Here is a 22,707-nt window from a genome sequence, read left to right as displayed (position 1 = left end):
CCTCCATGTCCCGGTCCCAGGAAAGATGCTCCGCGCCCTGATCGTCGCCGCAACGCTCGCAGTCGCCACCCTCGCCGCCTGCTCCAACCCCTCCGCCACGACCACCTTCCGCGCCACCGACATCACCGGCGCCGACTACGGCAAGGGACTCGCGCTGTCCGACCACAACGGCACGCCGCGCACGCTGGCCGATTTTCGCGGCAAGGTCGTCATGCTGTTCTTCGGCTATACGCAGTGCCCGGACGTGTGTCCCACGAACCTCGCGACCATGGCCGAGGTCATGCGCCAGCTCGGCCCCGACGCGGAGCGCCTGCAGGTCCTGTTCGTCACCGTCGACCCCGAGCGCGACACGCAGCAACTCCTCGCGCAATACGTCCCCGTGTTCGATCCGCGCTTCATCGCACTGCGTGGCGACGCCGCCCAGACCACCGCGGTCGCCAAGGAATTCCGCGTCTTCTTCCAGAAGAGCGGCGACACGTCCGGCAACAACTACACTGTGGACCACTCGACGGGAACCTACGTCTTCGATCCCGCGGGACGGGTTCGCTTGTACGTGAAGCATGGCGAGACCGCCGACAACATCGTCGCGGACATCCGCAGCCTGCTGGCCAAGAAATGAAAACGGCAGCCTGAAGCTGCCGTCCGCGTACGGGGGGAGAAAGCTGCTCAGACCGTGAGCAGGCCGCGCATCTTCTGCATCGCCTTCGCCTCGATCTGGCGGATGCGCTCCGCCGAAACGCCGTACTCCGCCGCGAGCTCGTGCAACGTCGCGCTGTCGCCTTCCGTCAGCCAGCGCCGCTGCACGATGGTGCGGCTGCGCTCGTCCAAGCTCGCGAGCGCCTGGTGCAATCCGACGTCGTGCAGGTGCGCGAGCTCGGCGCGTTCCAGCACCTCCAGCGGCTCCGCGTGCGGGTCCGGCAGGTAGGCGATGGGCGCGAAGCGCTCGTCATCGTCGTCGCTGTCGCCCTCGAGCGGAATGTCGCGCCCGCTCAGGCGTGTTTCCATCTCGACGACTTCCTCCGGCTTCACCCCCAACTGCATCGCTACCGCGTGGATCTCGTCGCCGCTCAGGGTCGTCGAATCCTTCTTCAGGCTGCGCAGGTTGAAGAACAGCTTGCGCTGCGCCTTCGTCGTCGCGATCTTCACCAGCCGCCAGTTCTTCAGCACGTACTCGTGGATCTCGGCCTTGATCCAGTGGATTGCGAACGAGACCAGCCGCACGCCGCGCGCCGGGTCGAAACGCTTCACTGCCTTCATCAGGCCGATGTTGCCTTCCTGGATCAGGTCGGCATGCGGCAGGCCGTAGCCAAGGTAGCCGCGTGCAATTGCGACCACCAGGCGCAGGTGCGACATCACCAGACGTCGCGCCGCCTCCACGTCCCCTTCGTCGCGCAGACGCGTCGCCAGATCGACCTCCTCGCGCTCCGTGAGCATCGGAATGCGATTGACCGACTGGATGTACTGATCGATGCTGCCGACCGCGGACGGGACGGGGAAGGACAGGGCTTGGCTCATGTACGGTAATCCTCCATGCGCGTGATATTAGCACTCAGCGACTCGGAGTGCTAAGGGAGGAGAAGAGTTCCCGCGCGGCGCGACCGACTATGCCGTCCACGTGAAATTCCCGCTGCAAGCCATCCGGGCCGGATGGTCTCTCGTCCGAAAACCGTGCCAGGCGTGGCTTTCAGGTCGGTGCAGGGCTTGGCCCGGCAAGTACAGGTGGCTGAACGGCCTGGCGTCTGTTGCACCCATGCAACAACTTTTATCCATTTGCGGTGTTCCGGGCGAACGATTCTTGCACCGCAGCCGGCCCGTTGCGCACAATCGTGACAACTTCTCGCTTGAGAGGTAAGTCGGGCCGGGGTCACGACCGCGGCTTCAGCTTCAATTAGAGGAGAAATACATGCAAAAGAAACTGATCGCCCTGGCCATCGCTGGCCTGGCGTCCGCTCCGGTTTTCGCGCAGACCAACGTCACCGTGTACGGCGTCGTCGACGTGACCGTCGAGTCGGTTAAGGCGAGCGGCGGCGATGCGTTCGAAGTCGATCGTCGCACCCGCGTCACGTCGAACAGCTCGCTGATCGGCTTCCGTGGCACCGAAGACCTGGGCAATGGCCTGAAGGCGCTGTTCCAGGTTGAAAGCTCCTTCTCCGCTGACGCGGGTGGCGGCACCCTGGCTGGCCGCGACACCTTCGTCGGGCTCGAAGGTGGCTTCGGTAAGGTGCAACTCGGCAAGCTGACCACCATCATGCGTGCCGCTGGCGCCAAGGTTGACTTCAACCCGGCCGCTACCGGTATCGGCTTCCAGGCCGCTACCTACGGCACGATCGGTGGTGTTGCTCAGACCGGTATCGACGAGCGCATCAACAACGCCGTGATGTACACGACCCCGAACTTCAGCGGCCTGACGGCTCAGCTGGCCTACTCGGCTGGCGAAAACCGCAAGTCGCCCGATATCAACGACGGCGAGGGCATCAACTCGCAGTCGTACCAGCTGGCTGCCGCCTACGAGAACGGCCCGCTGTACGTTTCGGCCGGTTATGCCGTGGCGCAGGATCCCCAGGCTGCGGCCTCGGTTCTGGGCGTTCCGGTGGCTGGCATCAGCGACAAGCTGAAGGACGCCCGTATCGCCGCGAAGTACACCTTCCCGTCGAACACGTCGGTGTCGGCTCTGTACGATCGTGCGAAGTATGAAGCTTCGAGCTCCCTTGGCGACACCGAAGTCAAGCGCAACGCGTGGATGGTCGGTGCTGAGCAGAAGTTCGGCGGCAACCAGGCTGTGTATCTGCAGTACGCTCGTTCGCAGGAACTGGACGGCGACGCATGCGACTTCGACGCTTGCGACAACACCGAGTTCTCGCAGTGGACCCTGGGCTACACCTACGCTCTGAGCAAGCGCACGATGGTCAAGGCGTACTACACCCGCCTGAACAACGACAGCGGCTCGGCTGCGGACTTCTACCTGAGCAAAGTCGGCGTTTCGTCGGCCGGCCAGGATCCGCAGGGTTTCGGCCTCGGCCTGCGTCACACCTTCTAATTCCGAGTCTTTCGGAATTGATCAAAACGGGCGCTTCGGCGCCCGTTTTTTCGTCTACGTGCCCGATGGTCGCGCGGGCAGCCGGTTCGTGCCAACGGGCTGTTTCGCCGTGTTCCGGCATGCCCGATGTCCGCTGCGTTCGTGTTGTTGCAACGATGCGACAGTTGCGTGACGAACCGATGTGCTTTCACTTCCTTCCATTGTGCGCACACCTATAATCGCCCGGTGCCTCCGCCGTGGCTGCGGGTCCCTACCCGGGTTCCGGACCGGCCTTGATGCGGAAAGCCGACAATCAATCCATTACAAGTGGGGAGTCGAATCAATGCTGAACGTCAAGAAGCTGGCCATCGCGCTGGCCGCCATCGGTGTCGCGGGCGCCGCCCAGGCGCAATCCAACGTGACCATCTACGGTCGTTTGAATACCTCGCTGGAACAGACCAAGGTCCAGGGTGAGGATAGCGTCACCAAGATGATCAACAACAGTTCCCGTATCGGGTTCCGTGGAAACGAGGACCTGGGCGGCGGCATGTCGGCCCTGTTCCAGATCGAAAGCGGCTTCAACTCCGATGCCGGCGGCGGCAATCTCGCCAGTCGCGATACTTTCGTCGGCCTGAAGAGCAACACTCTGGGTACGGTCAAACTGGGCCGCATCACCAGCCCGCTGTACTACGCGACGCACGACTATCTGGGCATGTCGAACCACGACACCGGTACGTCGTCGGATGCGTTCCTGTGGGTGCCGGCCTACGATCCGGAAGACTTCTACCTGCGCAATTCGGTTGCCTACGCCAGCCCGACGTTTGGCGGCGGGTTCGTGTTCGAGGCTCAGTATTCGGCTCTGAACGAACGGGCGACCGACTCCGTCGCTCTCAATCGCAGCGCCCGCCCGACGCACTATTCTGCGACCTTGAATTACGACAATGGCCCGCTGCACGTCGGTTTCGGCTACGCCCGCACCAACAAGTTCTTCAACTTCGCCGAAGGGAAGAGCAAGGACAGTGCGCTGGCGCTGGCTGCCGTGTATGACTTCAAGGCTGTTGTTATCGGCGGCCTGTTCGAGCGTAACAAGTCGGAGAATGGTGGTCTTCAGGACATCACGGGTCTGACCGGCGACCACCATCGCAACCACTATCGTGTTGCCGCGATGGTGCCGGTCGGTGCCAATGAGTTCCATGTGAACTACGGCGTCGCGCGCGACTGGAGCAGCACGGACGACACGGGTGCCAAGCAGCTCACGCTGGGTTACAACTACAACCTGTCGAAGCGCACCAAGGTCTACGCACAATGGACCAAGATCGACAACGACAAGCAGAAGGTGTCGATCGACAACGGCGGCGCGTATGACGGCGGTGGCGCGTACAGCTTCCTGGGCTCGGATCTGGGCCTGGACAACACCTCCTTCGGTGTCGGCCTGCGTCACAACTTCTGATCCTTCCCGGATCGTGTGACCGCAACGGGCGCTTCGGCGCCCGTTTCATTTTCCGCGTGCCGTTCGCGGCGCAGCTATGCCGCAGCCCGGGCCAAGCTGCCGTTATGCGTGCGGGCGGTGCAGCGAGTTCAGGACGGTGCGCTGTTCCGACGGTGAGAGGAACAGCTGATACAGGTTTCGGCTGTGCGCTTGAGCGCTGCCGCCGTAGCGCAGGGCTTGCTGCTCTGCATGCGAAAGCGGCAGATGCATGAGGATAGCGGGCGCGCCGACGCGGGGACAGGTGAGGTGCGGGCCTGCGACACGGTAACCCAGTGTGCGGCGGTAGTAGGACGTATGGCGCGGGTGTACCTCGATGAAGCTGTCGGTCATGCCATGCACGAGGCGGGCGATGATGAAGCCGAGGTGGAAGATCGCCGCCATCGCTTCCGGGGTGCTGTGCTCGGGATCCATCGCGAGCCGCGTCACTTCGCACACCTGCCCGCCGCGATGGCGCATTGAGTCGATCTCCGAACGGTAGAGGGTGTCGGCGAGAAGTCCCTTGCCGACGTCCATGCCTACCGTAAGCGTTCCGAACGGTCGATCTCCCTTGCAGGCCACCAAGGTGGTCTGGATTGGTTGCCCCGTGGAGTCGTGTCCCTGGTACGGCGTCAATCCTCGCCACGAGTACATCCGGTGAATCAGGCGGTCGACGTCCGCGCGGAGGGGGCCGTGAGGGGGGACGACGCGCAGATGGTAGCCATTGCGCCGCAGGGCGAACTCCGGGTGGAGAACGTCTCCGCGCAGGCCGCGACGGGCGTGCATTGGCCCGCTCGGAATGCGTGCGCTTTGCGGGCGCGTTTCATGAATGCTGGCGGCTCTATTCATCATTTTCGTGAAAGTTCCGATGTGTCAATACGCGGCGGGAAACTATCTGTCCCAAGGTGTGCGGACTTTAACGGCGAGGCAGTTGAGGTGCTGTAAGCGGTTGTGTAATTGTTCCTGTCGAAACGCACCCGAAGTCACCTAGCATGTGCAAAGGCTCGCTATGCTTATTCGACGCCGACGAACGTGGGAGACTTCAGTCATGAGTTTCGGTGCATCGAAGTTGGGGGCGCGGATCAGCAAGCTGTGCTTGCTGTCGCTGCTCGTCGGGGTGCTGGCCGGTTGTGCCACATGGAGCTATCCGCCCGCACCGGCCGGTGCCGCGGAAGCCGAATACAACTACGTGATCGGGCCGGGCGATGCGATAAACATCGTGGTGTGGCGGAATCCGGAGCTTTCGATGTCCGTTCCGGTGCGTCCGGACGGGAAGATCACGACGCCGCTGGTCGAAGATCTGCCGGCTCTGGGCAAGGATGCGTCAACCCTGGCCCGCGATATCGAGAAAGCGCTCTCGAAGTTCATTCGCGAGCCGGTCGTCACCGTGATCGTGACGTCCTTCATCGGGCCGTACAGCGAGCAGATCCGCGTCGTGGGTGAAGCTGCACAGCCGCAGACGCTCGCCTATCAGCAGAAAATGACCCTGCTTGACGTGATGATCAAGGTCGGGGGAGTGACCGAGTTCGCTGACGGCAACGCAGCGACGATCCTGCGCACGGCCGAGGGGAACAAACAGTACAGCGTCCGCCTGAAGGATCTCGTGAAACGTGGAGATGTTTCCGCCAATGTCGAGATGCGGCCGGGGGACGTCCTGATCATCCCGCAGAGCTGGTTCTGATCTGCTGCCGATTCCCCGCGGTATCCACGTGATTCCGGTCGCGCGAACTTACAGGTAGATTCATGGAAGAGCTCCTGACCCGGTTGTACGGCTACCTGCGCGGAATGTGGCGCTTCCGCTGGTGGGGGCTCGCCGTGACGTGGGTGGTGGGCGTCGTGGGTGGCGTTGTCGTGTATTCGATCCCCGACCGCTTCGAGTCTTCGGCCCGGATCTTCGTCGATACGCAGTCCGTTCTGCGGCCATTGATGTCCGGCCTTGCCGTGCAGCCGAACGTCGATCAGCAAGTTGCAATCCTTAGCCGTACGCTGATCACGCGCCCGAATGTCGAGAAGCTGATCTCGATGGCCGATCTGGACATCACGACGCGTACGCCAACCGAGCGTGAATCGTTAATCACGTCCTTGATGAGCGATCTGGAGATTCGCAGTACGGGGCGGGACAACCTTTTCACGCTGGCCTATCGCGATCAGGTGCCGGAGCGCGCACACCGGGTCGTACAGGCGCTTGTGTCGCTGTTCGTCGAGTCCGGGCTCGTCGGGAAGCAGCAGGACTCGAGCTCGGCCCGTCGCTTCATCGACGAGCAGATCGCGAATTATGAGGTAAAGCTGACCGAGGCCGAGAATCGGCTCAAGGAGTTCCGCTTGCGGAACATGGCCCTGCTTGGAGATGGGGGAAGGGATTACGTAGCGCAGATCGCAGAGTTGACGAATCGCATGAACGAGGCCGAACTCGAGCTGAAGGAGGCGGAGAATTCGCGCAGTTCGCTCGAGCGTCAACTCGCGGTCGAAGATCCGATGCTGCGGTCGGATCCGTCGATGGTGTCGGTTCCGGAAGTGGACGCGCGCCTGGCGCTCTTGAAGAAGAATCTGGACGAGATGATGCTGCGTTACACGAACGAGCATCCGGATGTGGTCGGCGTGCGACGGGTCATCGCGCAGCTTGAAACCGAAAAGCAGCAGGAAATCGAATCGATGCTCAAGGCTGGGGGCGGCCAGGGGGCGGCACCTGGTTCCAATCCCGTGTTTCAGCAACTGAAGATGGCCCTTTCGGAGGCCGACGCCAGGGTGGCATCACTTCGCGCCCGCCTCGCCGAGTTGAGTTCGAGGTTGACGCACTTGCGCTCGCAGCAGGAACTGTTGCCGAAGATCGAGGCGGAGCAGACCCAGCTGAATCGGGACTATAACGTTCATCGGCAAAATTACGAGACGCTTGTGCAGCGGCGTGAATCGGCCTCTATGTCCGTCGAGATGAGTGCCCAGGGCGGGATTACCGAGTTCCGCGTGATCGATCCGCCCACCCTGCCGCGCACGCCGGCTGCGCCGAACCGACTCTTGTTGATGCCGCTCGCCGGTTTCCTGGCCTTGGCTGCAGGCGTTGCAGTCACCTTCCTGATCGCGCAGTTGCGCCCCGCTTTCGCCGAACCTCGTGACTTGCGTGAAGTGACGGGGCTGCCCGTGCTTGGGGTGATCTCCCTCTTGCCCGATCCTGCGAAGGAAAGGGCGGATCGGCGCCGGTTGATGTTGTTCGGCGGAGGGGTCGCGAGTTTCGCTGTTGCGGTCGGGGCGATGACCGTGCTGCTCAAGTGGCTGCAGACGTGAGCTGCACCAGGGAGATCGTTTCATGAGTCTGATCGAGAAGGCAGTCGAGCGGCTGGACCAACTGAAGCGGGCAGAGCAGGATCTTGCCGGAACGGATGCGTTTGCGGAGGAGCGTTCGGCGCAGGAGTCCGATGTTGGTGTGCAGCCTGCCGGCGCTGCGGTAATGCAGGAGCCGATTGCCGCGAGCGCGCATCAGGCCGCGCGCGCGCATTCCGACGGTGGGGCCGGTGCAGGGGCGGCGAATGCGGTAGTCCTCGACCTTGCTCGGCTGAAGCAGATGGGCATGGTCACTCCCGATTTTCCGCAATCCGCGATTGCGGAAGAGTACCGCGTCGTGAAGCGCCCGCTGATACGCAATGCCCAGGGGCGGGGCGCCGCGCCGGTCGAGAACGGCAACCTGATCATGGTGACGAGCGCATTGCCGGGTGAGGGCAAGTCGTTCACGGCCATGAACCTCGCGATGAGCATCGCGATGGAACTCGACAATACGGTGCTGCTCGTGGATGCCGATTTCGCCCGTCCGTCGATCCTGCAGCGTTTCGGGCTTCCCCCGCGCAAGGGACTCATGGATGTGCTCGTCGGAGATGTTTCCGATCTTGCGGAAGTCATGCTGCGCACGAATGTGGAGAAGTTGTCGATCCTGCCTGCCGGCATGACGCATCAGCGTTCGACGGAACTGATCGCGTCGGATGCGATGACCCACATGCTGGAGGAAATTGCGACCCGATACGCGGAACGCATCATCGTGTTCGATTCACCCCCATTGCTGTCCACCACCGAGGCGCGCGTCCTCGCGTCGCACATGGGGCAGGTGGTGATGGTGGTCGAATCGGGGCGGACGACGCACGGTGCCGTGAAGCAGGCCTTGGCCACCATCGAGAATTGCCCGGTGAAACTCCTCGTCCTGAACAAGGCGACGGAGGGGGGAAGAAGTGGCATTTACGGCTATGGATATGGCTACGGCTACGGATACGGACGGACTCATGGCTCCGACGCGCACCCGGATGCAGTTGCCTGAGCTCAATCCGCTCCTCAAGGCCATTTGCGCCGGACTGGCGTTGGCGACGATATCCGCGCCGGATATTGCGAATGCCCAGAGTCTGCTGGTTCGGCCCTACGTCAGCGCGACGATGACGTACTCGGACAACGTCGGAGCCGATGGGCAAGGCGGGGACGGCGACCTGAGCCTCGAGGCGGCGCCCGGGGTATCCGTGCTGCGCGATAGCGGACGCTTGCGGGGCAACCTGAACGCCATGCTGCGCAATATCGTGTACATGCGCGAATCCGACCGCAACGACACCTTCCTGGTGCTCAACGGGCACGGGCAATTCGAAGCGGTCGAAAAGACCCTGTTCATCGATATGGACGCTTCGATGAGCCGGCATAACCGCTCGGCGTTTTTCGGGCGCGCCGCGGGCGATTCCCAGGATATCTCGAGCGACAACGAAACGCAGATGTTCGGTATCGGACCTCGGCTGAACTTCAGGCTGGGGCCGGAAACGAGCGGCACGGCCAGTTACATGACGCGCTGGATGAGTGGAGGCGGGGGGCTGGGTAACCGGCGGGATTCCGATCTGAATGCGCAGGTCTCCAATCCGGTGCAGTTCGGGCGTGTCGGCTGGGGCGTGTCGTACAGTCGTTCGGAAAGCGACTCGGGGCGTGCGGGGACTACCGGGAGTTCGTCGGAAGAAACCGCGCGAGGAACCCTGTTCGTGACGGTGACGCCGCAATTCAGGTTGCGCGGAATCGTCGGCCACGAGCGGAATGATTACGATACCGCGTCCGGCGACAGCAGCTCTATCGTGGGCGGTGGTTTCGACTGGAATCCGACCGAGCGGACGACGATTTCGGGTACGACGGAGAAGCGCTTCTTCGGTCGTGGCTATGACTTCCAGTTCAATCACCGCCATGCACTGTCGAACTGGAACCTTTCGTATTCGCGGGACATCTCCTCCTCGCTCGAACTGCTGGGAGTCGATGTATTCCGGGATCCGGAGTTTCGTCTGCTTTACGATGCCCTCGAGCGCGCGATTCCCGATCCTTTGCTGCGTGAAGCCGTGGTCCGCCGGCTCCTGGGTTACCCGGATCTCGGTCCGCGCGACATGTTCCTGTCGAACGCCCGCTTCGTGACGCGCAACCTGACCGGGAGCGTGTCCCTGATCGGGGTGCGCAACGTGCTGACCTTGTCGCTACAGCAGTCCGAGCGCAGTCGCCTCGGAGCAGCGGTGACGGGGAACCCGCTGGACGATTTTGCGCGGCTGGACAACGTGAAGACGCGCTCTGCGACGGTTGCGCTGAATCACCGGCTCGCGCCGCAAACGTCGCTGAGCGCGAGTCTGACACGCTCGCGCTCGACCGGAAGCGGAACAGATGGTTCCGAGACCGAACGGACAGCGTTCAGCCTTGCGCTGTCGAAGCAGCTCGGGCCGAACACCTCGGGTGGATTGACCTACCGCTACCAGCGCTCGGAAGGCTTGAGCGATTTCATCGAGAACGTGATTACGGCCACGATTTCGATGAACTTCTGAGCAGAATTGGAATGTACGAATCCTATTTCCGGCTGCGCGCCAAGCCCTTTCAGCTGAATCCCGATCCGGCGTTCTTCTTCGGCAGCCGTGGACATAAGCGGGCGATGGCCTACCTGGAGTACGGCCTGCACCAGAACGAAGGCTTCATCGTCGTGACGGGCGAGATCGGGGCGGGCAAGACGACGCTGGTGCGCAGTCTTCTCGAGCATCTGGACCCCGACAAGGTGGTCGCAGCAAATCTGGTGAGCACGCAGGTCGATGAGAATGACATCCTGCGCATGGTTGCGGCGGCTTTCGGCGTCCCGAGTCGTGGTCTCGATAAGGCGGGGTTGCTGCTGGCCCTCGAAACCTTCTTCGTGTCGCTCGCTGCGAAGGGCAAGCGTGCGTTGCTGATTGTCGACGAGGCGCAGAACCTGAGCCCGCTGGCGGTGGAGGAGCTGCGGATGTTGTCGAACTTCCAGCTCGAAGACCATGCTCTTCTGCAGAGCTTCCTGGTCGGGCAGCCGGAATTCCGCGACATCATGCAGGGGCCGCAGATGCAGCAGCTGCGCCAGCGGGTGATTGCGTCGTATCACCTGGGGCCGATGGATGCAGCCGAAACACGTGCCTATATCGAGCACCGGCTTCACCATGTCGGCTGGCAGAGCAACCCGAGCTTCGACGATGCCGCATTCGCGCTCATCTACGCCAATACCGACGGAATTCCGCGCCGCATCAATTCGCTGTGCGATCGCCTGATGCTTGCAGCCTTCATCGCGGACCGGCACACGATCGTCCAAACAGACGTGCAGGAGGTGGTGGGTGAATTGAAGGACGAATTCGCCGCGCCGCGACTCCACGCAACGGCGCCCCGAGGGCTCAACGGTAGCGGGCATGCGTCCCATGCCGCGGGCGCGATCGATCCGCGGCGCTTGCAGGTTCCGGGGGCGCTTGCCGACCGTGTGACCGGGATGGCGGCGAGCTTCGACGTGCAGCGCATCGAGGCGCGCATCGCCGGTCTGGAGCAGTCGATGGCGGCGACGCTGGATGTGCTGAACCAGCTTCTTCAGGCCGTCCGCCGCGACGACGAAGGCGGGGCGCCGGATGGACGCTGAGACTTCCCCTTGCCCCGTGATCTGCGTGGTCGGCGCACGACCGAACTACATGAAAATGGCGCCGATCATCCGGGCTTTGAAGGCGCATGCGCCCGCGGTGCCCGTCCTGCTGGTTCACACGGGGCAGCATTACGATGTGGCGATGAGCGATCGTCTGTTTGCGGATCTCGAACTGCCGCAGCCGGACGTGAATCTTGGTGTCGGGTCGGCTAGCCATGCGGTGCAGACGGCCGAGGTGATGAAACGCTTCGAGCCGGTGATCGACGAGCATGGCGCACGGGCCGTCCTCGTGGTGGGGGATGTGAACTCGACGCTGGCCTGCGCATTGGTCGCGTCGAAGCGGGGAATTCCCGTCGTGCACGTGGAGTCGGGCCTGCGCAGCTATGACCGGACGATGCCGGAGGAGATCAATCGCGTCCTGACCGACCAGATTGCGGACGTTCTCTACACGACTGAGCGCAGCGCCCACGCCAATCTGGTGCGCGAGGGGATTGCGCCTGAGCGGGTCGTGTTTGTCGGCAACGTGATGATCGACAGCCTGCTTGCGAACCTGTCGAAGGCGCCTTCGGCGTCCGATCTGATGACGGCGGCGGGATTCGGGTTGGAGCGTCTGCGACGGGGATACGGGGTCGTGACGCTGCACCGGCCGTCGAACGTGGATCATGCGGACACGCTCGGACCGATCGTCGATGCGCTGCGGACGATCAGCGGGCGCCTGCCGCTGGTTTTTGCGCTGCATCCGCGTACCCGTGCGAATCTCGAGCGGTTCGGGATGCTGGACAAGCTCGATGCGCCGGGCTTCCTGGTGTTGCCGCCGCAGGGGTATCTGGAAATGCTCGGCCTGATGGCCGGGGCGACGATGGTGCTGACCGATTCGGGCGGAATCCAGGAGGAGACCACCGCGCTGGGCGTGCCTTGCCTGACGATTCGCGAGAATACCGAGCGGCCGATCACGGTGGAGCAAGGAACGAACACGCTGGTGGGCGTCGATCCCGCCGCATTGCGTGACGCTGCCGACGCGGTGCTCGAGGGCGGCGGCAAGCGCGGTCGCGTGCCGGAGTACTGGGATGGCCATGCTGCCGAGCGCATCGCAGCTCACCTCGTCGAGTGGTTGAGCGAGCGCGTGTCTTCGGGGACCGTGTGACATGGGCGAGCGGATTGTCAACGCGCTGACCATAGACGTGGAGGATTATTTCCAGGTCTCCGCGCTCGCGCCCCATTTTCCGCGCGCTGAGTGGGAACAGGTGCCGTGTCGAGTGGAGCGGAACGTGAATCTGATCCTCCAGTTGCTCGACGACCATGACGCACGCGCGACGTTCTTCGTGCTGGGCTGGGTTGCGGAGCGTTACCCGCAACTGGTTCGAATGATTGTCGCGCAGGGCCACGAGATCGCCAGCCACGGCTACGAGCACGAGCGCGCAAGCGCGCAGCCGCGCGATCGCTTCCTGGCCGACATCGTGCTGGCGAAGGCGGTACTGGAGGATATCGGTGGCGAATCGGTGGCCGGGTATCGTGCGCCGAGTTTTTCCATCGGCAAGGCCAACCTGTGGGCGCACGATTGCATCGCCGAGGCCGGTTATGCCTACAGTTCCAGCGTGTACCCGGTGCAGCACGACCATTACGGCATGCCTGACGCGCCCCGCTTTCCGTACCGGCTGGAGAGCGGATTGCTGGAGGTGCCGGTCACCACGATGCGCTGGATGGGGCGCAACTGGCCGGCCGGCGGCGGGGGCTATTTCCGGCTGCTGCCCTATGCCGTTTCGCGCTGGCAGATTACCAAGGTGAATCGTGACGATGCCCGCGCGGCGATCTTCTATTTTCATCCGTGGGAGATCGATCCGGAACAGCCGCGGGTGAGCAGGGCGTCGATGAAGACGAAATTTCGCCACTACGTGAATCTCGAGCGGACGGAAGGGCGCCTGCGCTGCCTTCTGCGCGACTTCGCCTGGGGACGCGCCGACCGGGTTTTTGTGGATTTGTGACGCGGCCGGGGAGGGCAACCGCGATGGACCGTCCGCCCTTGCTGGTCAAGCACCTCGACGATACCGACCGTCGACGCTGGGATGCGTTCGTTTACGCCTGCCCTGAGGCGACTTTCTTTCACCTGGCGGCGTGGCAGGACATCATCCGGGACGTGTTCCGCCACCGGACGCACTTCCTGTACGCCGAGCGGGCCGGCGAGATCGTGGCGATCCTGCCGCTGGCGGAGGTGAGGAGCCGCCTCTTCGGGCATGCGCTCGCATCGCTGCCTTTCTGCGCCTACGGTGGCGTGGCGGGTGCGTCCGATGCGGTCGCCGCGCTGGAGGCGGAAGCCGAAAAGCTGGCGCAGCGGCTTGGCGTGCAGCATCTGGAATACCGCAACCTGAATGCGCGCCATACAGATTGGCCGCGCCAGGACTTGTACGTGACTTTCCGCAAGGAGATCGCTCCCGACGACGAGGCCAACCTGTCGGCAATCCCCCGCAAGCAGCGCGCGATGGTGCGCAAGGGGATGCGCAACGGACTGGTCGCGCGGATCGATGACGGCGTGGAGCGCTTCTTCCCGCTGTATGCCGGGAACGTGCTGCGGCATGGCACGCCCGCGCTGCCGAAGGCCTTTTTCGCGCGACTGTTGCGCGAATTCGGCGCGAACTGCGAGGTGCTGACGGTCACGGATGCGGCGGGTACGCCGATGTCCAGTGTGCTGAGCTTCTACTTCCGCAATGAAGTCCTGCCCTACTACGCCGGCGATGCGCCGGCCGCGCGCGAGCTGGCCGCGAACGATTTCAAGTACTGGGAGTTGATGCGGCGGGCTGCCGGCCGCGGGGCGACCCTGTTCGACTTCGGCCGCAGCAAGCTCGGCACCGGTCCCTACAGTTTCAAGAAGAACTGGGGCTTCGAGCCGCAGCCTCTGGCGTACGAGTATCGCCTGTACAAGCGCGACGCGGTGCCGCAGAACAACCCGATGAATCCGAAGTACCGGGCCCTGATCGCACTGTGGCGACGGCTGCCTCTCCCGATTGCGAACGCGTTGGGGCCGCATATCGTGCGCAACCTGGGGTGAGCATGGACGTCCGCCCGCCGCTGTTGTATCTGGTGCATCGGATTCCGTATCCGCCGAACAAGGGCGACAAGGTACGGTCGTTCCATATCCTGCGTCATCTGGCGCGATCGTATCGTGTCTATCTGGGTACCTTTGTCGATCGCGCCGAGGATGCGCCTCATGTCGAAACCCTCCACGAGTGGTGCGCAGAGGTTTGTGCGATTCCGCTGTCGCCAGCACGTGCGCGACTCGCAAGTCTGCGCGGGCTGTTGAGCGGGGAGGCGCTGAGCCTGCCCTACTATCGCAGTCGGGGTCTGCAGGACTGGGTCGAAGCAACCGTCCGGGCCCAGGGGGTCCGTCGTGCGGTGGCGTTCTCCGGGCCGATGGCGCAGTACCTCGATCACGCTGGGCTCGAGCGTCGGGTGGTGGACTTCTGCGATGTCGATTCAGCGAAGTGGACCGACTATGCGGGCGCTCGCGCATGGCCGATGTCTTGGTTGTATCGGCGGGAGGGGGCAAGGCTGCTGGCGTTCGAGCGGGACGTGGCTGCCGCGACGGATGCGAGCATCTTCGTGACCGATGCCGAGGCGGATCTGTTCCGGCGGGTAGCACCTGAGGTGTCCGGTCGGGTCGTGGCGATGCCGAACGGGGTCGATGCGGAGTTCTTCTCGCCCGGCGCGGGCCATGCGAACCCCTATCCTGCCGGCGGGCCGGTCGTCGCGTTCACCGGGGCGATGGACTATTGGCCCAACGTCGATGCGGTCGTGTGGTTCGTGCAGGACATCCTGCCGCTGCTGCGGCGGTCGCGTGCGGATTTGCGCTTCTACATCGTCGGGATGAATCCTGCGCCGGCGGTGCTGGCGCTGGCCGGTCCGTCGGTGGTGGTGACCGGCAGCGTGCCCGACGTGCGGCCATGGATCCAGCATGCGCAGGTCGTCGCGGCGCCGCTGCGGATCGCACGGGGTATCCAGAACAAGGTGCTGGAGGCGATGGCGATGGCGCGTCCGGTGGTGGTGTCGGCGTCGTCGGCGACCGGTCTGGCGGGCGAGCCGGGGCATGACTTCGAGGTTGCTGCGACGTCCGATGAGTTTGCAGCGCGGATTTTCGGGCTGCTCGCTGACCCGGAGCGGGCGCAGCGGATGGGCGCGTGCGCCCGCGCCCGCGTGCTGGCCGAGTACAGTTGGGATGCTCACCTAGGACGCCTGGATGCGCTGCTCGACGCGGCGCGCGAGCCAGCCGTCGCGCGACCGCGAGCGCGGACGCCGCCGACCACGACCCGCGGCCGCTGGTCGTGCATGTCGTGTATCGCTTTCAGGTCGGCGGGCTGGAAAACGGGGTCGTCAACCTGATCAACCGGCTGCCGGTCAGCCGCTTCCGCCACGCCGTCGTCGCCCTGACCGAGTGTGATCCGGCATTCTGCAAGCGCGTCGTGCACGACGACGTCCGTTTCGTTTCGCTGCACAAGCCGCCGGGGCACGGCGTGAAGTTGTACCCGGCCCTGTTCCGGCTGTTCAGCGAGTTGCGGCCCGCGGTGGTGCATACGCGCAACCTCGCCGCGCTGGAAGCCGTCGTGCCCGCGTGGGCCGCCGGGGTGCCGGTGCGCGTGCATGGCGAGCACGGATGGGACGTGTCCGATCCCGACGGAACGCGGCGGCGCTTTCAATGGATGCGTCGGCTGTATCGGCCGTTCGTGACCCATTACATACCGCTGTCCGATCATCTCCTGCGATATTTGAACGCGTCGGTCGGGGTGGGCGCAGCGTGCATGACCCGCATCTGCAACGGGGTCGATACGCAGCGTTTCAGGCCGGGCGTGCGGGCACGCGAGGTGCTGGCGGGGTCGCCGTTCGAGGGCGACGATCTGTGCGTGATCGGCACGGTCGGCAGGCTCGAGCCGATCAAGGATCCGCTGAACCTGCTTGGCGCGTTCGTGCAACTGCTCCGTCAGGCACCGGAACTCGCGCGGCGCTTGCGCCTGATGATCGTTGGCGACGGATCCCTGCGAGCCGAGCTCGAGGCGGAGATCGCCCGGGCGGGCGTTGGCGCTTGCGTGTGGCTGGCCGGAGAGCGGCGCGACGTGCCGGAGGCGATGCGGGCGATGGATGTGTTCGTGTTGCCTTCGCGGGCGGAGGGCATCTCCAACACCATCCTGGAAGCGATGGCCTGTGGTTTGCCGGTGATCGCGACGCGGGTGGGCGGGAATGCCGAACTGGTGGTCGAGGGCGAAACGGGAATGCTGGTTCCGGCCGGAGAGAGTGCTGCGCTGGCCGATGCGCTGGCGCGCTACGTCGAGGACGGCCGGATGCTGCAGCAGCATGGGCAGGCGGCGCGGAAGCGCGCCGAGGCGGAGTTCAGCATCGACGGCATGGTGGCGCGCTATGCGCAGCTGTACGAGTCCTTGTTGAGTGCGGCGGGGCGTCCGGTGCCGGCGACCTGAAGCGGGAGAAACGTGGATGTGCGGAATCGCCGGGCTGTTCCACACGCGTGACAAGCGGGAATTTCCGCGCGATCTCGTGCAGCGTATGAACGACGTCCAGTTTCATCGCGGGCCGGACGAGGGGGGCGTGCATTTCGAGCCGGGTGTTGCGCTTGCCCATCGGCGCCTGTCGATCATCGACCTCTCCACGGGCCAGCAGCCGCTCTTCAACGAGGATGGTTCGGTCGCCGTCGTTTTCAATGGCGAGATCTACAACTACCAGGAACTGGTGCCCGAACTGGAGCGTTGCGGCCACCGTTTCCACACCCGCAGCGATACCGAGGTCATCGTGCACGCGTGGGAGGAGTGGGGCGAGGACTGCGTGCGCCGCTTCCGCGGGATGTTTGCGTTCGCGCTGTGGGATCGCAAGCGCGAGACGCTGTTTCTCGCGCGTGACCGTCTGGGCGTCAAACCGCTGCATTACGCGCTGCTACCGGATGGAACGCTGGCCTTCGGATCCGAGCTGAAGGTGCTGATGCAGCATCCGGCGCTGGACCGGCGCATCGATCCGTGCGCGGTCGAGGAGTATTTCGCGCTCGGCTATGTCGCCGAGCCGCGCACGATCTTTGTCGGTGCAAGAAAGCTCGGGTCCGCCGAAACGCTGACAGTCCGCCGCGGCGAACCGGTGCCGGCGCCGAAGAGTTACTGGGACGTGCGATTCACGCTCGACAACCCGATCGGGCTGGCCGACGCGACCGCGGAGCTGACCGAACGCCTGCGCGAGTCCGTCCGCCTGCGCATGATTGCGGAAGTGCCGCTCGGCGCCTTCCTCTCCGGCGGCGTGGATTCGAGTGCCGTGGTGGCGACGATGGCAGGTCTGAGCGACGATCCGGTCAATACCTGCTCCATCGCTTTCGACGACCCAGCCTTCGACGAGGCCGCCTTCGCACAGCAGGTGGCCGGGCGCTATCGCACGAACCACTACGTCGAGACGGTGCAGTCCGACGATTTCGAGCTGATCGACAAGCTCGCGGCGTTGTATGACGAGCCCTACGCCGACAGCTCCGCGATCCCCACCTGGCGCGTGTGCCAGCTCGCGCGCAAGAAAGTGACCGTGGCCCTGTCGGGCGACGGCGGCGACGAGAGCTTCGGCGGCTATCGCCGCTACCGCCTGCACATGATGGAGGAAAAGCTGCGCGCGAGCCTGCCGCTGGGTGTGCGCCGGCCGATGTTCGGCATGCTCGGGCGGCTGTATCCCAAGGCCGACTGGGCGCCGCGCGTGTTCCGCGCGAAGACGACCTTCCAGGCGCTGGCGCGCGATTCGGTGCAGGCCTATTTCCATTCCGTGTCGATCCTGCGCGACGACCTGCGCCGGCAGCTCTATTCGAGCACCTTCAAGGCGCAGCTTGGCGGCTACAACGCCGTCGACGTGTTTCGCCGGCACGCGGCCAACGCAGGGACGGACGATCCGCTGGCGCTCGTTCAGTACCTCGACCTCAAGACCTACCTCGTCGGCGACATCAACACCAAGGTCGATCGCGCGAGCATGGCGCATTCGCTGGAGGTGCGTGAGCCGCTGATGGACCACCCGCTGGTTGAATGGCTGGCGACGCTGCCTTCCGGCCTCAAGGTGAAGGGCAACGAGGGCAAGTATCTGTTCAAGAAGGCGATGGAACCGCTGCTGCCGCACGAGGTGCTGTATCGGCCGAAGATGGGTTTCGCCGTGCCGCTCGTGCGCTGGTTCCGCGGGCCACTGAAGGAGCGGGTGAGGGAGGCGATGCTGGGCGGGACGCTTGCGTCCACCGGGCTGTTCAACGCCGATACCCTGCGCCATCTCGTCGACGCCCATCAATCCGGTGCCCGCGATTACAGCGCGCCGCTCTGGACGCTGCTGATGTTCGAGTCCTTCGTCCGCCAGAGCGGTGCCCTCGCGGGGCCGGTCGAAGCGTCGAGAGTGGCGGTCTGAGTGGCGACCTGAGCGATGAAAATCCTGCACGTCTTCGATCATTCGATCCCCTTGCATAGCGGCTACACCTTCCGCTCCGCGGCGATCCTGCGCGAACAGCGTGCGCTGGGTTGGGAAACCTTCCACGTGACTTCGCCGAAGCAGGGCGTGACCGCCGCCTTGGAAGAAGACGTCGACGGTCTCCGATTTTTCCGCACGCCGCCCGTCTCGGCGGCGACGCCCGTGCTCCGCGAGACGGCACTGATGCGGGCGTTGCGAAAGCGAATCGTCGAGGTGGCCACGACGCTGCGGCCGGACGTGATTCATGCGCATTCGCCGGTGCTGAACGTGCTGCCAGCCCTGAGCGCCGGCCGTCGGCTGGGCATCCCCGTCGTCTATGAGATCCGGGCGTTCTGGGAGGACGCCGCGGTCGACCATGGCACGGCACGCGAGCAGGGGCTGCGTTATCGCATGACGCATGCGCTGGAAACCTGGGCATTGAAGCGGGTCGATCACGTTTTCACGATCTGCGAGGGATTGCGCTCCGACATCGTCGGACGGGGGATCTCCGCCGAGCGCGTCACCGTGATTCCCAACGCGGTCGATATCGAATCCTTCCAGCTCTCGGGCGAGCCCGACGCGGCGCTGAAATCCCGTCTCGGGCTGGAGGGCAAGACGGTCGTCGGCTTCGTCGGTTCGTTCTACGCCTATGAGGGCCTGGACCTGCTGCTCGAAGCGGTGCCCGCGTTGCTGCAACGTCTGCCCGACCTGCGCGTTCTGCTGGTCGGCGGCGGCCCGCAGGAGGCGAGCCTGAAGGCCCGGGCCGAGCGGCTGGGGATCGCCGACCGTGTAATCTTCACCGGCCGCGTGCCGCATGACGAGGTGAGTCGCTACTACGATCTCATCGACCTGCTGGCCTACCCGCGGCACTCGATGCGCCTGACGGAACTGGTGACACCGCTGAAGCCCCTCGAGGCGATGGCGCAGGGGCGGGTCTTCGTCGCCTCCGATGTCGGTGGCCACAAGGAACTCGTGCGTGATGGCGTGACCGGGCGACTGTTCCGTGCGGGGAATCCGCAGGCGCTCGCCGAGGCGGTCGTCGACATGCTGGCCAAGCGGGGCCAGTGGGGCGACTACCGGGTCGCGGGGCGGCGCTTCGTCGAGTCCGAGCGCAATTGGCGCAAGAGCGTCGGGGCGTATCGTGTGCCCTATGCGCGGCTGGCGGGGGCGACATGAGCGCGCCGGAAGACCAAGTGCGGCAGCAGGCCGGCGGCGTTGCACTTGCGGTGCCCGCGGCCGGTGTTTCGCGCGAGACGGTAATCCGTCTCGCGGTGCTTGCGGCGGCGCTTGTCGCACTCGTCGCGACCTACCGCGACACGGTCGGATCCATGATTGAGATCTGGGGCCGCTCCGACACCTTCGCGCACGGCTACCTCATCGTGCCGATCGCGTGCTGGCTGATTTGGCGCGAACGTGAGCGGCTGCGCGGGCTGCCGCTGACCCATTCTCTGCTCGGCATGGCGGCCGCAGCCGCGGCAGGTTTCGCATGGCTGCTCGGCGAACTCGCGAGCGTCGCTAGCGTGTCGCAGTTTGCCTTCGTCGGCATGGCTGTGGCGTTGGTTTGGGCTGTCATGGGGACGCGGGTCGCGCGTGCGCTGGCTTTTCCGCTGGGGTTCCTGTTCTTCCTCGTGCCCTTCGGTGAATTCCTGTTCCCGGCGATGATGGATCGGACTACCGACTTCATCATCTGGGGATTGCGCGCCTCGGGCGTGCCGGTTTACGCGGAGGGGCGCAGTCTGGTGATTCCGTCGGGGCATTGGGAGGTCGTCGAGGGCTGCAGCGGGGTGCGCTATCTGATCGCGTCCGTGGTGGTTGGCAGCCTGTATGCGTACCTCACCTACCGTTCGCTGCTCCGGCGCCTGATCTTCGTCGCGCTGTCTGTGGTGCTGCCCATCATTGCGAACTGGCTCAGGGCTTACGGCATCGTGCTGCTCGCGCACATGAGCGACAACCGCATTGCCGCTGGTGTCGATCACCTCATCTATGGCTGGGTATTCTTCGGGCTGGTCATGATGCTCTTGTTCTGGGTCGGGGCACGCTGGCGCGAGGATGCGCTTTACGATGCGTCGGCGCCGCGTGCAGTGGTCACTGCGGGCGGCTCCGCCACCAGGTCGTCGTGGTTCGTGGCGCCGATGCCGGTCGTCGCGGTTGCTCTGGTGCTGTTGTGGCCGCCGTTGCTCGGCGTGCTCAACGCGCAAGGTGCGCACGGGCCGGTGAGCCTTGCCGGGCCGCAGTCCGGCGGGGGCTGGCAGCGTGTTGCGAGCGACCGCATTCCCGACTGGAAGCCGCATTACTCGGGTATGCGCGGTGAACTGCGCGAATCATGGGCGAATGGCAATGTGCCGATCGGGCTGTACGTTGCCTACTACCGCAATCAGGGGCCCGGCGAGGAACTCGTCAATTCCGAAAACCGGGTGCTGAAGTACAAAGACAGGCAATGGAGCGTGGCGGCACATCGGGATCTGCCGGTGCAGGTCGGCGGGCGTGAGGTGAATGTGCTCAGCACCGAAATCGTCAATGGCGCCACCGATCGGCTGCTGATCTGGCACTGGTACTGGATCGACGGACATTGGACGACCAGTGAATACGCCGCAAAGCTTTACCAGACGCTGGCACGCTTGCGCGGGCGCGGCGACGATTCGGCCGCCGTCATGATCTATACGTCGCTGGGCGAAGGGGAGCGAAGCGCGGCCGAGACCGCACTCGCGTCATTCCTGCGGGACAAGGGGAGCGAGTTGGGTGACTCCCTCGCTCTGGCGATGGGGCGTTAGCGTGAACTGGGCAGGCAAGCGCATCGCACTGATCGGCCCGCTGCCGCCGCCGGCGGGGGGTATCGCGAACCAGACGCGCCAGCTGGGGGAGCTGTTGCGCGCCGAGGGGCTTGATGTGGAGCTCGTCCGGGTGAATGCGCCCTATAAGCCGGCTTGGGTTCGCAGCGTGAAGGGCCTGCGCGCGGGATTCCGGCTGGTCCCTTACCTGATGCGTCTGTGGGCGGCCGCAGGACGGGCCGACCTGATGCATGTGATGGCCAATTCGGGCTGGTCGTGGCACCTTTTTGCCGCGCCGGCGGTGTGGGTTGCCGTACTGCGTGGCGTGCCGGTGGTCGTGAACTACCGTGGCGGCGAGGCGGACGATTTTCTCTCGCGCTCGGCGCGTTGGGTCAGGCCGACGCTCCTGCGGGCCGGTGGCGTACTGGTGCCGTCGGGTTTTCTGCGCGAGATCTTTTCGCGTCATGGGGTCGAAACCCATATCGTGCCCAACGTCGTCGATCTTGCGCGCTTCAAACCCGCTTCGTCACGGCAAGGGGGGGGAGGGGCGCCCCATATTGTGGTCGCGCGCAACCTTGAGCCGATCTACGGAATTTCGGTGGCCCTGCAGGCGTTTGCGCGGATTCTTGCGGATTACCCGCAGGCGCGGCTTTCCGTGGCCGGCTCGGGCCCCCAGGCTGGCGAACTCGAGCGTCTGGCTGCCCAGCTGGGCCTGGAGGGACATGTGTGCTTCACCGGCCGGCTCGATCGCGACGAAATGGCCAGGCTCTATCGTGACGCCGATGTGATGCTGAATCCATCGCGTGTCGACAACACGCCGAATTCCGTACTGGAGGCGCTTGCGAGTGGTGTGCCGGTGGTGAGCACCGCGGTCGGCGGCGTGCCGTATATCGTCGAAGACGGTCGCAGTGCGCTGCTTGTGCCGCGTGATGACGCGGCGGCAATGGCGTCCGCCGTGACGCGTCTGCTGCGCTCGCCGGAGCTCCGCCAGCAATTGGTCGAGTGCGGGCGTCGCGAAGTGCGGCGTTATACCTGGACGGCCGTGCGCGACACGCTGTTCGCCGGCTACACGGCCGCCGTGCAGAACGGAGTGGCACCGATGGCGGCGCGGTGA

General features: G+C 64.6%; 19 protein-coding genes. 17 read left to right on the top strand and 2 right to left on the bottom strand.

The annotated features are described in order from the left end of the window. The first annotated feature begins 25 nt into the window (after positions 1–25). The gene (locus AzCIB_RS18495) at positions 26–619 is read left to right on the top strand and encodes an SCO family protein (RefSeq protein WP_050417242.1); all 594 of its coding nucleotides are present in this window, start codon (positions 26–28) and stop codon (positions 617–619) included. 47 nt (positions 620–666) lie between these two features. Here the strand turns inward: AzCIB_RS18495 and rpoH are convergent, their stop codons facing one another. Next, the gene (gene rpoH, locus AzCIB_RS18490; RefSeq protein ID WP_050417241.1) at positions 667–1,515 is read right to left on the bottom strand and encodes an RNA polymerase sigma factor RpoH; all 849 of its coding nucleotides are present in this window, start codon (positions 1,513–1,515) and stop codon (positions 667–669) included. Between the two features lie 388 nt (positions 1,516–1,903). Between rpoH and AzCIB_RS18485 the strand changes: the two genes are divergently transcribed. Together AzCIB_RS18485 and AzCIB_RS18480 are read left to right on the top strand one after the other, a co-directional pair. Continuing rightward, positions 1,904–3,037, top strand: a complete 1,134-nt coding sequence (locus AzCIB_RS18485) for a porin (protein ID WP_050417240.1) — start codon at positions 1,904–1,906, stop codon at positions 3,035–3,037. Between the two features lie 322 nt (positions 3,038–3,359). After that, positions 3,360–4,466 carry a porin gene (locus AzCIB_RS18480; protein ID WP_050417239.1) on the top strand — a complete coding sequence of 369 codons (1,107 nt, stop codon included), beginning with the start codon at positions 3,360–3,362 and terminating at the stop codon, positions 4,464–4,466. 102 nt (positions 4,467–4,568) lie between these two features. Here the strand turns inward: AzCIB_RS18480 and AzCIB_RS24305 are convergent, their stop codons facing one another. Next, a complete protein-coding gene (locus AzCIB_RS24305) occupies positions 4,569–5,267 on the bottom strand; it encodes an N-acyl amino acid synthase FeeM domain-containing protein (protein WP_157058529.1) in 699 nt (232 codons plus the stop codon). A 262-nt stretch (positions 5,268–5,529) separates the two neighbouring features. On the opposite strand from AzCIB_RS24305, the gene AzCIB_RS18465 reads away from it, so the two are divergent. From AzCIB_RS18465 to AzCIB_RS18400, 14 genes are all read left to right on the top strand, one after another. Next, positions 5,530–6,162: an XrtA/PEP-CTERM system exopolysaccharide export protein gene (locus AzCIB_RS18465; RefSeq protein ID WP_050417236.1), complete on the top strand. Its 633-nt coding sequence runs from the start codon at positions 5,530–5,532 to the stop codon at positions 6,160–6,162. Positions 6,163–6,224: 62 nt separating this feature from the next. Continuing rightward, positions 6,225–7,760 carry an XrtA system polysaccharide chain length determinant gene (locus AzCIB_RS18460; RefSeq protein WP_050417235.1) on the top strand — a complete coding sequence of 512 codons (1,536 nt, stop codon included), beginning with the start codon at positions 6,225–6,227 and terminating at the stop codon, positions 7,758–7,760. A gap of 22 nt (positions 7,761–7,782) precedes the next feature. Further along, a complete protein-coding gene (locus AzCIB_RS18455) occupies positions 7,783–8,778 on the top strand; it encodes an XrtA-associated tyrosine autokinase (RefSeq protein WP_050417234.1) in 996 nt (331 codons plus the stop codon). Next, positions 8,744–10,288, top strand: coding sequence for a TIGR03016 family PEP-CTERM system-associated outer membrane protein (locus AzCIB_RS18450; protein ID WP_050417233.1), 1,545 nt, complete (start codon positions 8,744–8,746; stop codon positions 10,286–10,288). The genes AzCIB_RS18455 and AzCIB_RS18450 overlap by 35 nt, the downstream gene beginning before the upstream one ends. A gap of 11 nt (positions 10,289–10,299) precedes the next feature. Then, positions 10,300–11,382, top strand: coding sequence for an XrtA/PEP-CTERM system-associated ATPase (locus tag AzCIB_RS18445; RefSeq protein WP_050417232.1), 1,083 nt, complete (start codon positions 10,300–10,302; stop codon positions 11,380–11,382). Between the two features lie 55 nt (positions 11,383–11,437). Then, positions 11,438–12,526, top strand: a complete 1,089-nt coding sequence (gene wecB / locus AzCIB_RS18440; RefSeq protein WP_502685640.1) for a non-hydrolyzing UDP-N-acetylglucosamine 2-epimerase — start codon at positions 11,438–11,440, stop codon at positions 12,524–12,526. Position 12,527: 1 nt separating this feature from the next. Then, on the top strand, positions 12,528–13,364 hold the full coding sequence (locus AzCIB_RS18435) for an XrtA system polysaccharide deacetylase (protein WP_050417230.1): 837 nt from the start codon (positions 12,528–12,530) through the stop codon (positions 13,362–13,364). Between the two features lie 23 nt (positions 13,365–13,387). Then, complete coding sequence (locus AzCIB_RS18430) at positions 13,388–14,425, top strand: FemAB family XrtA/PEP-CTERM system-associated protein (RefSeq protein WP_050417229.1); 1,038 nt, start codon at positions 13,388–13,390, stop codon at positions 14,423–14,425. Positions 14,426–14,427: 2 nt separating this feature from the next. Next, positions 14,428–15,753 (top strand): TIGR03087 family PEP-CTERM/XrtA system glycosyltransferase, encoded by a 1,326-nt coding sequence (locus tag AzCIB_RS18425; RefSeq protein ID WP_083447067.1) that lies wholly within the window; start codon positions 14,428–14,430, stop codon positions 15,751–15,753. Next, positions 15,696–16,841: a TIGR03088 family PEP-CTERM/XrtA system glycosyltransferase gene (locus AzCIB_RS18420; protein ID WP_083447066.1), complete on the top strand. Its 1,146-nt coding sequence runs from the start codon at positions 15,696–15,698 to the stop codon at positions 16,839–16,841. Before AzCIB_RS18425 ends, AzCIB_RS18420 begins: the two co-directional genes overlap by 58 nt. Before the next feature lie 16 nt (positions 16,842–16,857). Then, positions 16,858–18,786 carry an XrtA/PEP-CTERM system amidotransferase gene (locus tag AzCIB_RS18415; protein WP_050417228.1) on the top strand — a complete coding sequence of 643 codons (1,929 nt, stop codon included), beginning with the start codon at positions 16,858–16,860 and terminating at the stop codon, positions 18,784–18,786. A gap of 15 nt (positions 18,787–18,801) precedes the next feature. Then, positions 18,802–20,001 (top strand): TIGR04063 family PEP-CTERM/XrtA system glycosyltransferase, encoded by a 1,200-nt coding sequence (locus tag AzCIB_RS18410; RefSeq protein WP_050417227.1) that lies wholly within the window; start codon positions 18,802–18,804, stop codon positions 19,999–20,001. Next, positions 19,998–21,596: an exosortase A gene (gene xrtA / locus AzCIB_RS18405; protein ID WP_050417226.1), complete on the top strand. Its 1,599-nt coding sequence runs from the start codon at positions 19,998–20,000 to the stop codon at positions 21,594–21,596. Before AzCIB_RS18410 ends, xrtA begins: the two co-directional genes overlap by 4 nt. Before the next feature lies 1 nt (position 21,597). Then, positions 21,598–22,707, top strand: coding sequence for a glycosyltransferase family 4 protein (locus AzCIB_RS18400; protein ID WP_050417225.1), 1,110 nt, complete (start codon positions 21,598–21,600; stop codon positions 22,705–22,707).

It is taken from the genome of Azoarcus sp. CIB (genome assembly GCF_001190925.1).
Taxonomy (GTDB): Bacteria; Pseudomonadota; Gammaproteobacteria; order Burkholderiales; family Rhodocyclaceae; genus Aromatoleum.
Note: the sequence above shows the minus strand (reverse complement) of the source record. Positions and strands in the feature narration are given on the sequence as shown.

Bases quoted from the DNA above. Each gene is read 5' to 3' on its own strand.
- AzCIB_RS18430 (WP_050417229.1), top strand. From the start codon at position 13,388: ATGGACCGTCCGCCCTTGCTGGTCAAGCACCTCGACGATACCGACCGT.
- AzCIB_RS18410 (WP_050417227.1), top strand. From the start codon at position 18,802: ATGAAAATCCTGCACGTCTTCGATCATTCGATCCCCTTGCATAGCGGC.
- AzCIB_RS18495 (WP_050417242.1), top strand. From the start codon at position 26: ATGCTCCGCGCCCTGATCGTCGCCGCAACGCTCGCAGTCGCCACCCTC.
- AzCIB_RS18460 (WP_050417235.1), top strand. From the start codon at position 6,225: ATGGAAGAGCTCCTGACCCGGTTGTACGGCTACCTGCGCGGAATGTGG.
- AzCIB_RS18450 (WP_050417233.1), top strand. From the start codon at position 8,744: ATGGCTCCGACGCGCACCCGGATGCAGTTGCCTGAGCTCAATCCGCTC.
- AzCIB_RS18455 (WP_050417234.1), top strand. From the start codon at position 7,783: ATGAGTCTGATCGAGAAGGCAGTCGAGCGGCTGGACCAACTGAAGCGG.
- wecB (WP_502685640.1), top strand. From the start codon at position 11,438: ATGGCGCCGATCATCCGGGCTTTGAAGGCGCATGCGCCCGCGGTGCCC.
- AzCIB_RS18485 (WP_050417240.1), top strand. From the start codon at position 1,904: ATGCAAAAGAAACTGATCGCCCTGGCCATCGCTGGCCTGGCGTCCGCT.
- AzCIB_RS18445 (WP_050417232.1), top strand. From the start codon at position 10,300: ATGTACGAATCCTATTTCCGGCTGCGCGCCAAGCCCTTTCAGCTGAAT.
- rpoH (WP_050417241.1), bottom strand. From the start codon at position 1,515: ATGAGCCAAGCCCTGTCCTTCCCCGTCCCGTCCGCGGTCGGCAGCATC.
- AzCIB_RS18480 (WP_050417239.1), top strand. From the start codon at position 3,360: ATGCTGAACGTCAAGAAGCTGGCCATCGCGCTGGCCGCCATCGGTGTC.
- AzCIB_RS18465 (WP_050417236.1), top strand. From the start codon at position 5,530: ATGAGTTTCGGTGCATCGAAGTTGGGGGCGCGGATCAGCAAGCTGTGC.
- xrtA (WP_050417226.1), top strand. From the start codon at position 19,998: ATGAGCGCGCCGGAAGACCAAGTGCGGCAGCAGGCCGGCGGCGTTGCA.
- AzCIB_RS18435 (WP_050417230.1), top strand. From the start codon at position 12,528: ATGGGCGAGCGGATTGTCAACGCGCTGACCATAGACGTGGAGGATTAT.
- AzCIB_RS18425 (WP_083447067.1), top strand. From the start codon at position 14,428: ATGGACGTCCGCCCGCCGCTGTTGTATCTGGTGCATCGGATTCCGTAT.
- AzCIB_RS18415 (WP_050417228.1), top strand. From the start codon at position 16,858: ATGTGCGGAATCGCCGGGCTGTTCCACACGCGTGACAAGCGGGAATTT.
- AzCIB_RS24305 (WP_157058529.1), bottom strand. From the start codon at position 5,267: ATGCACGCCCGTCGCGGCCTGCGCGGAGACGTTCTCCACCCGGAGTTC.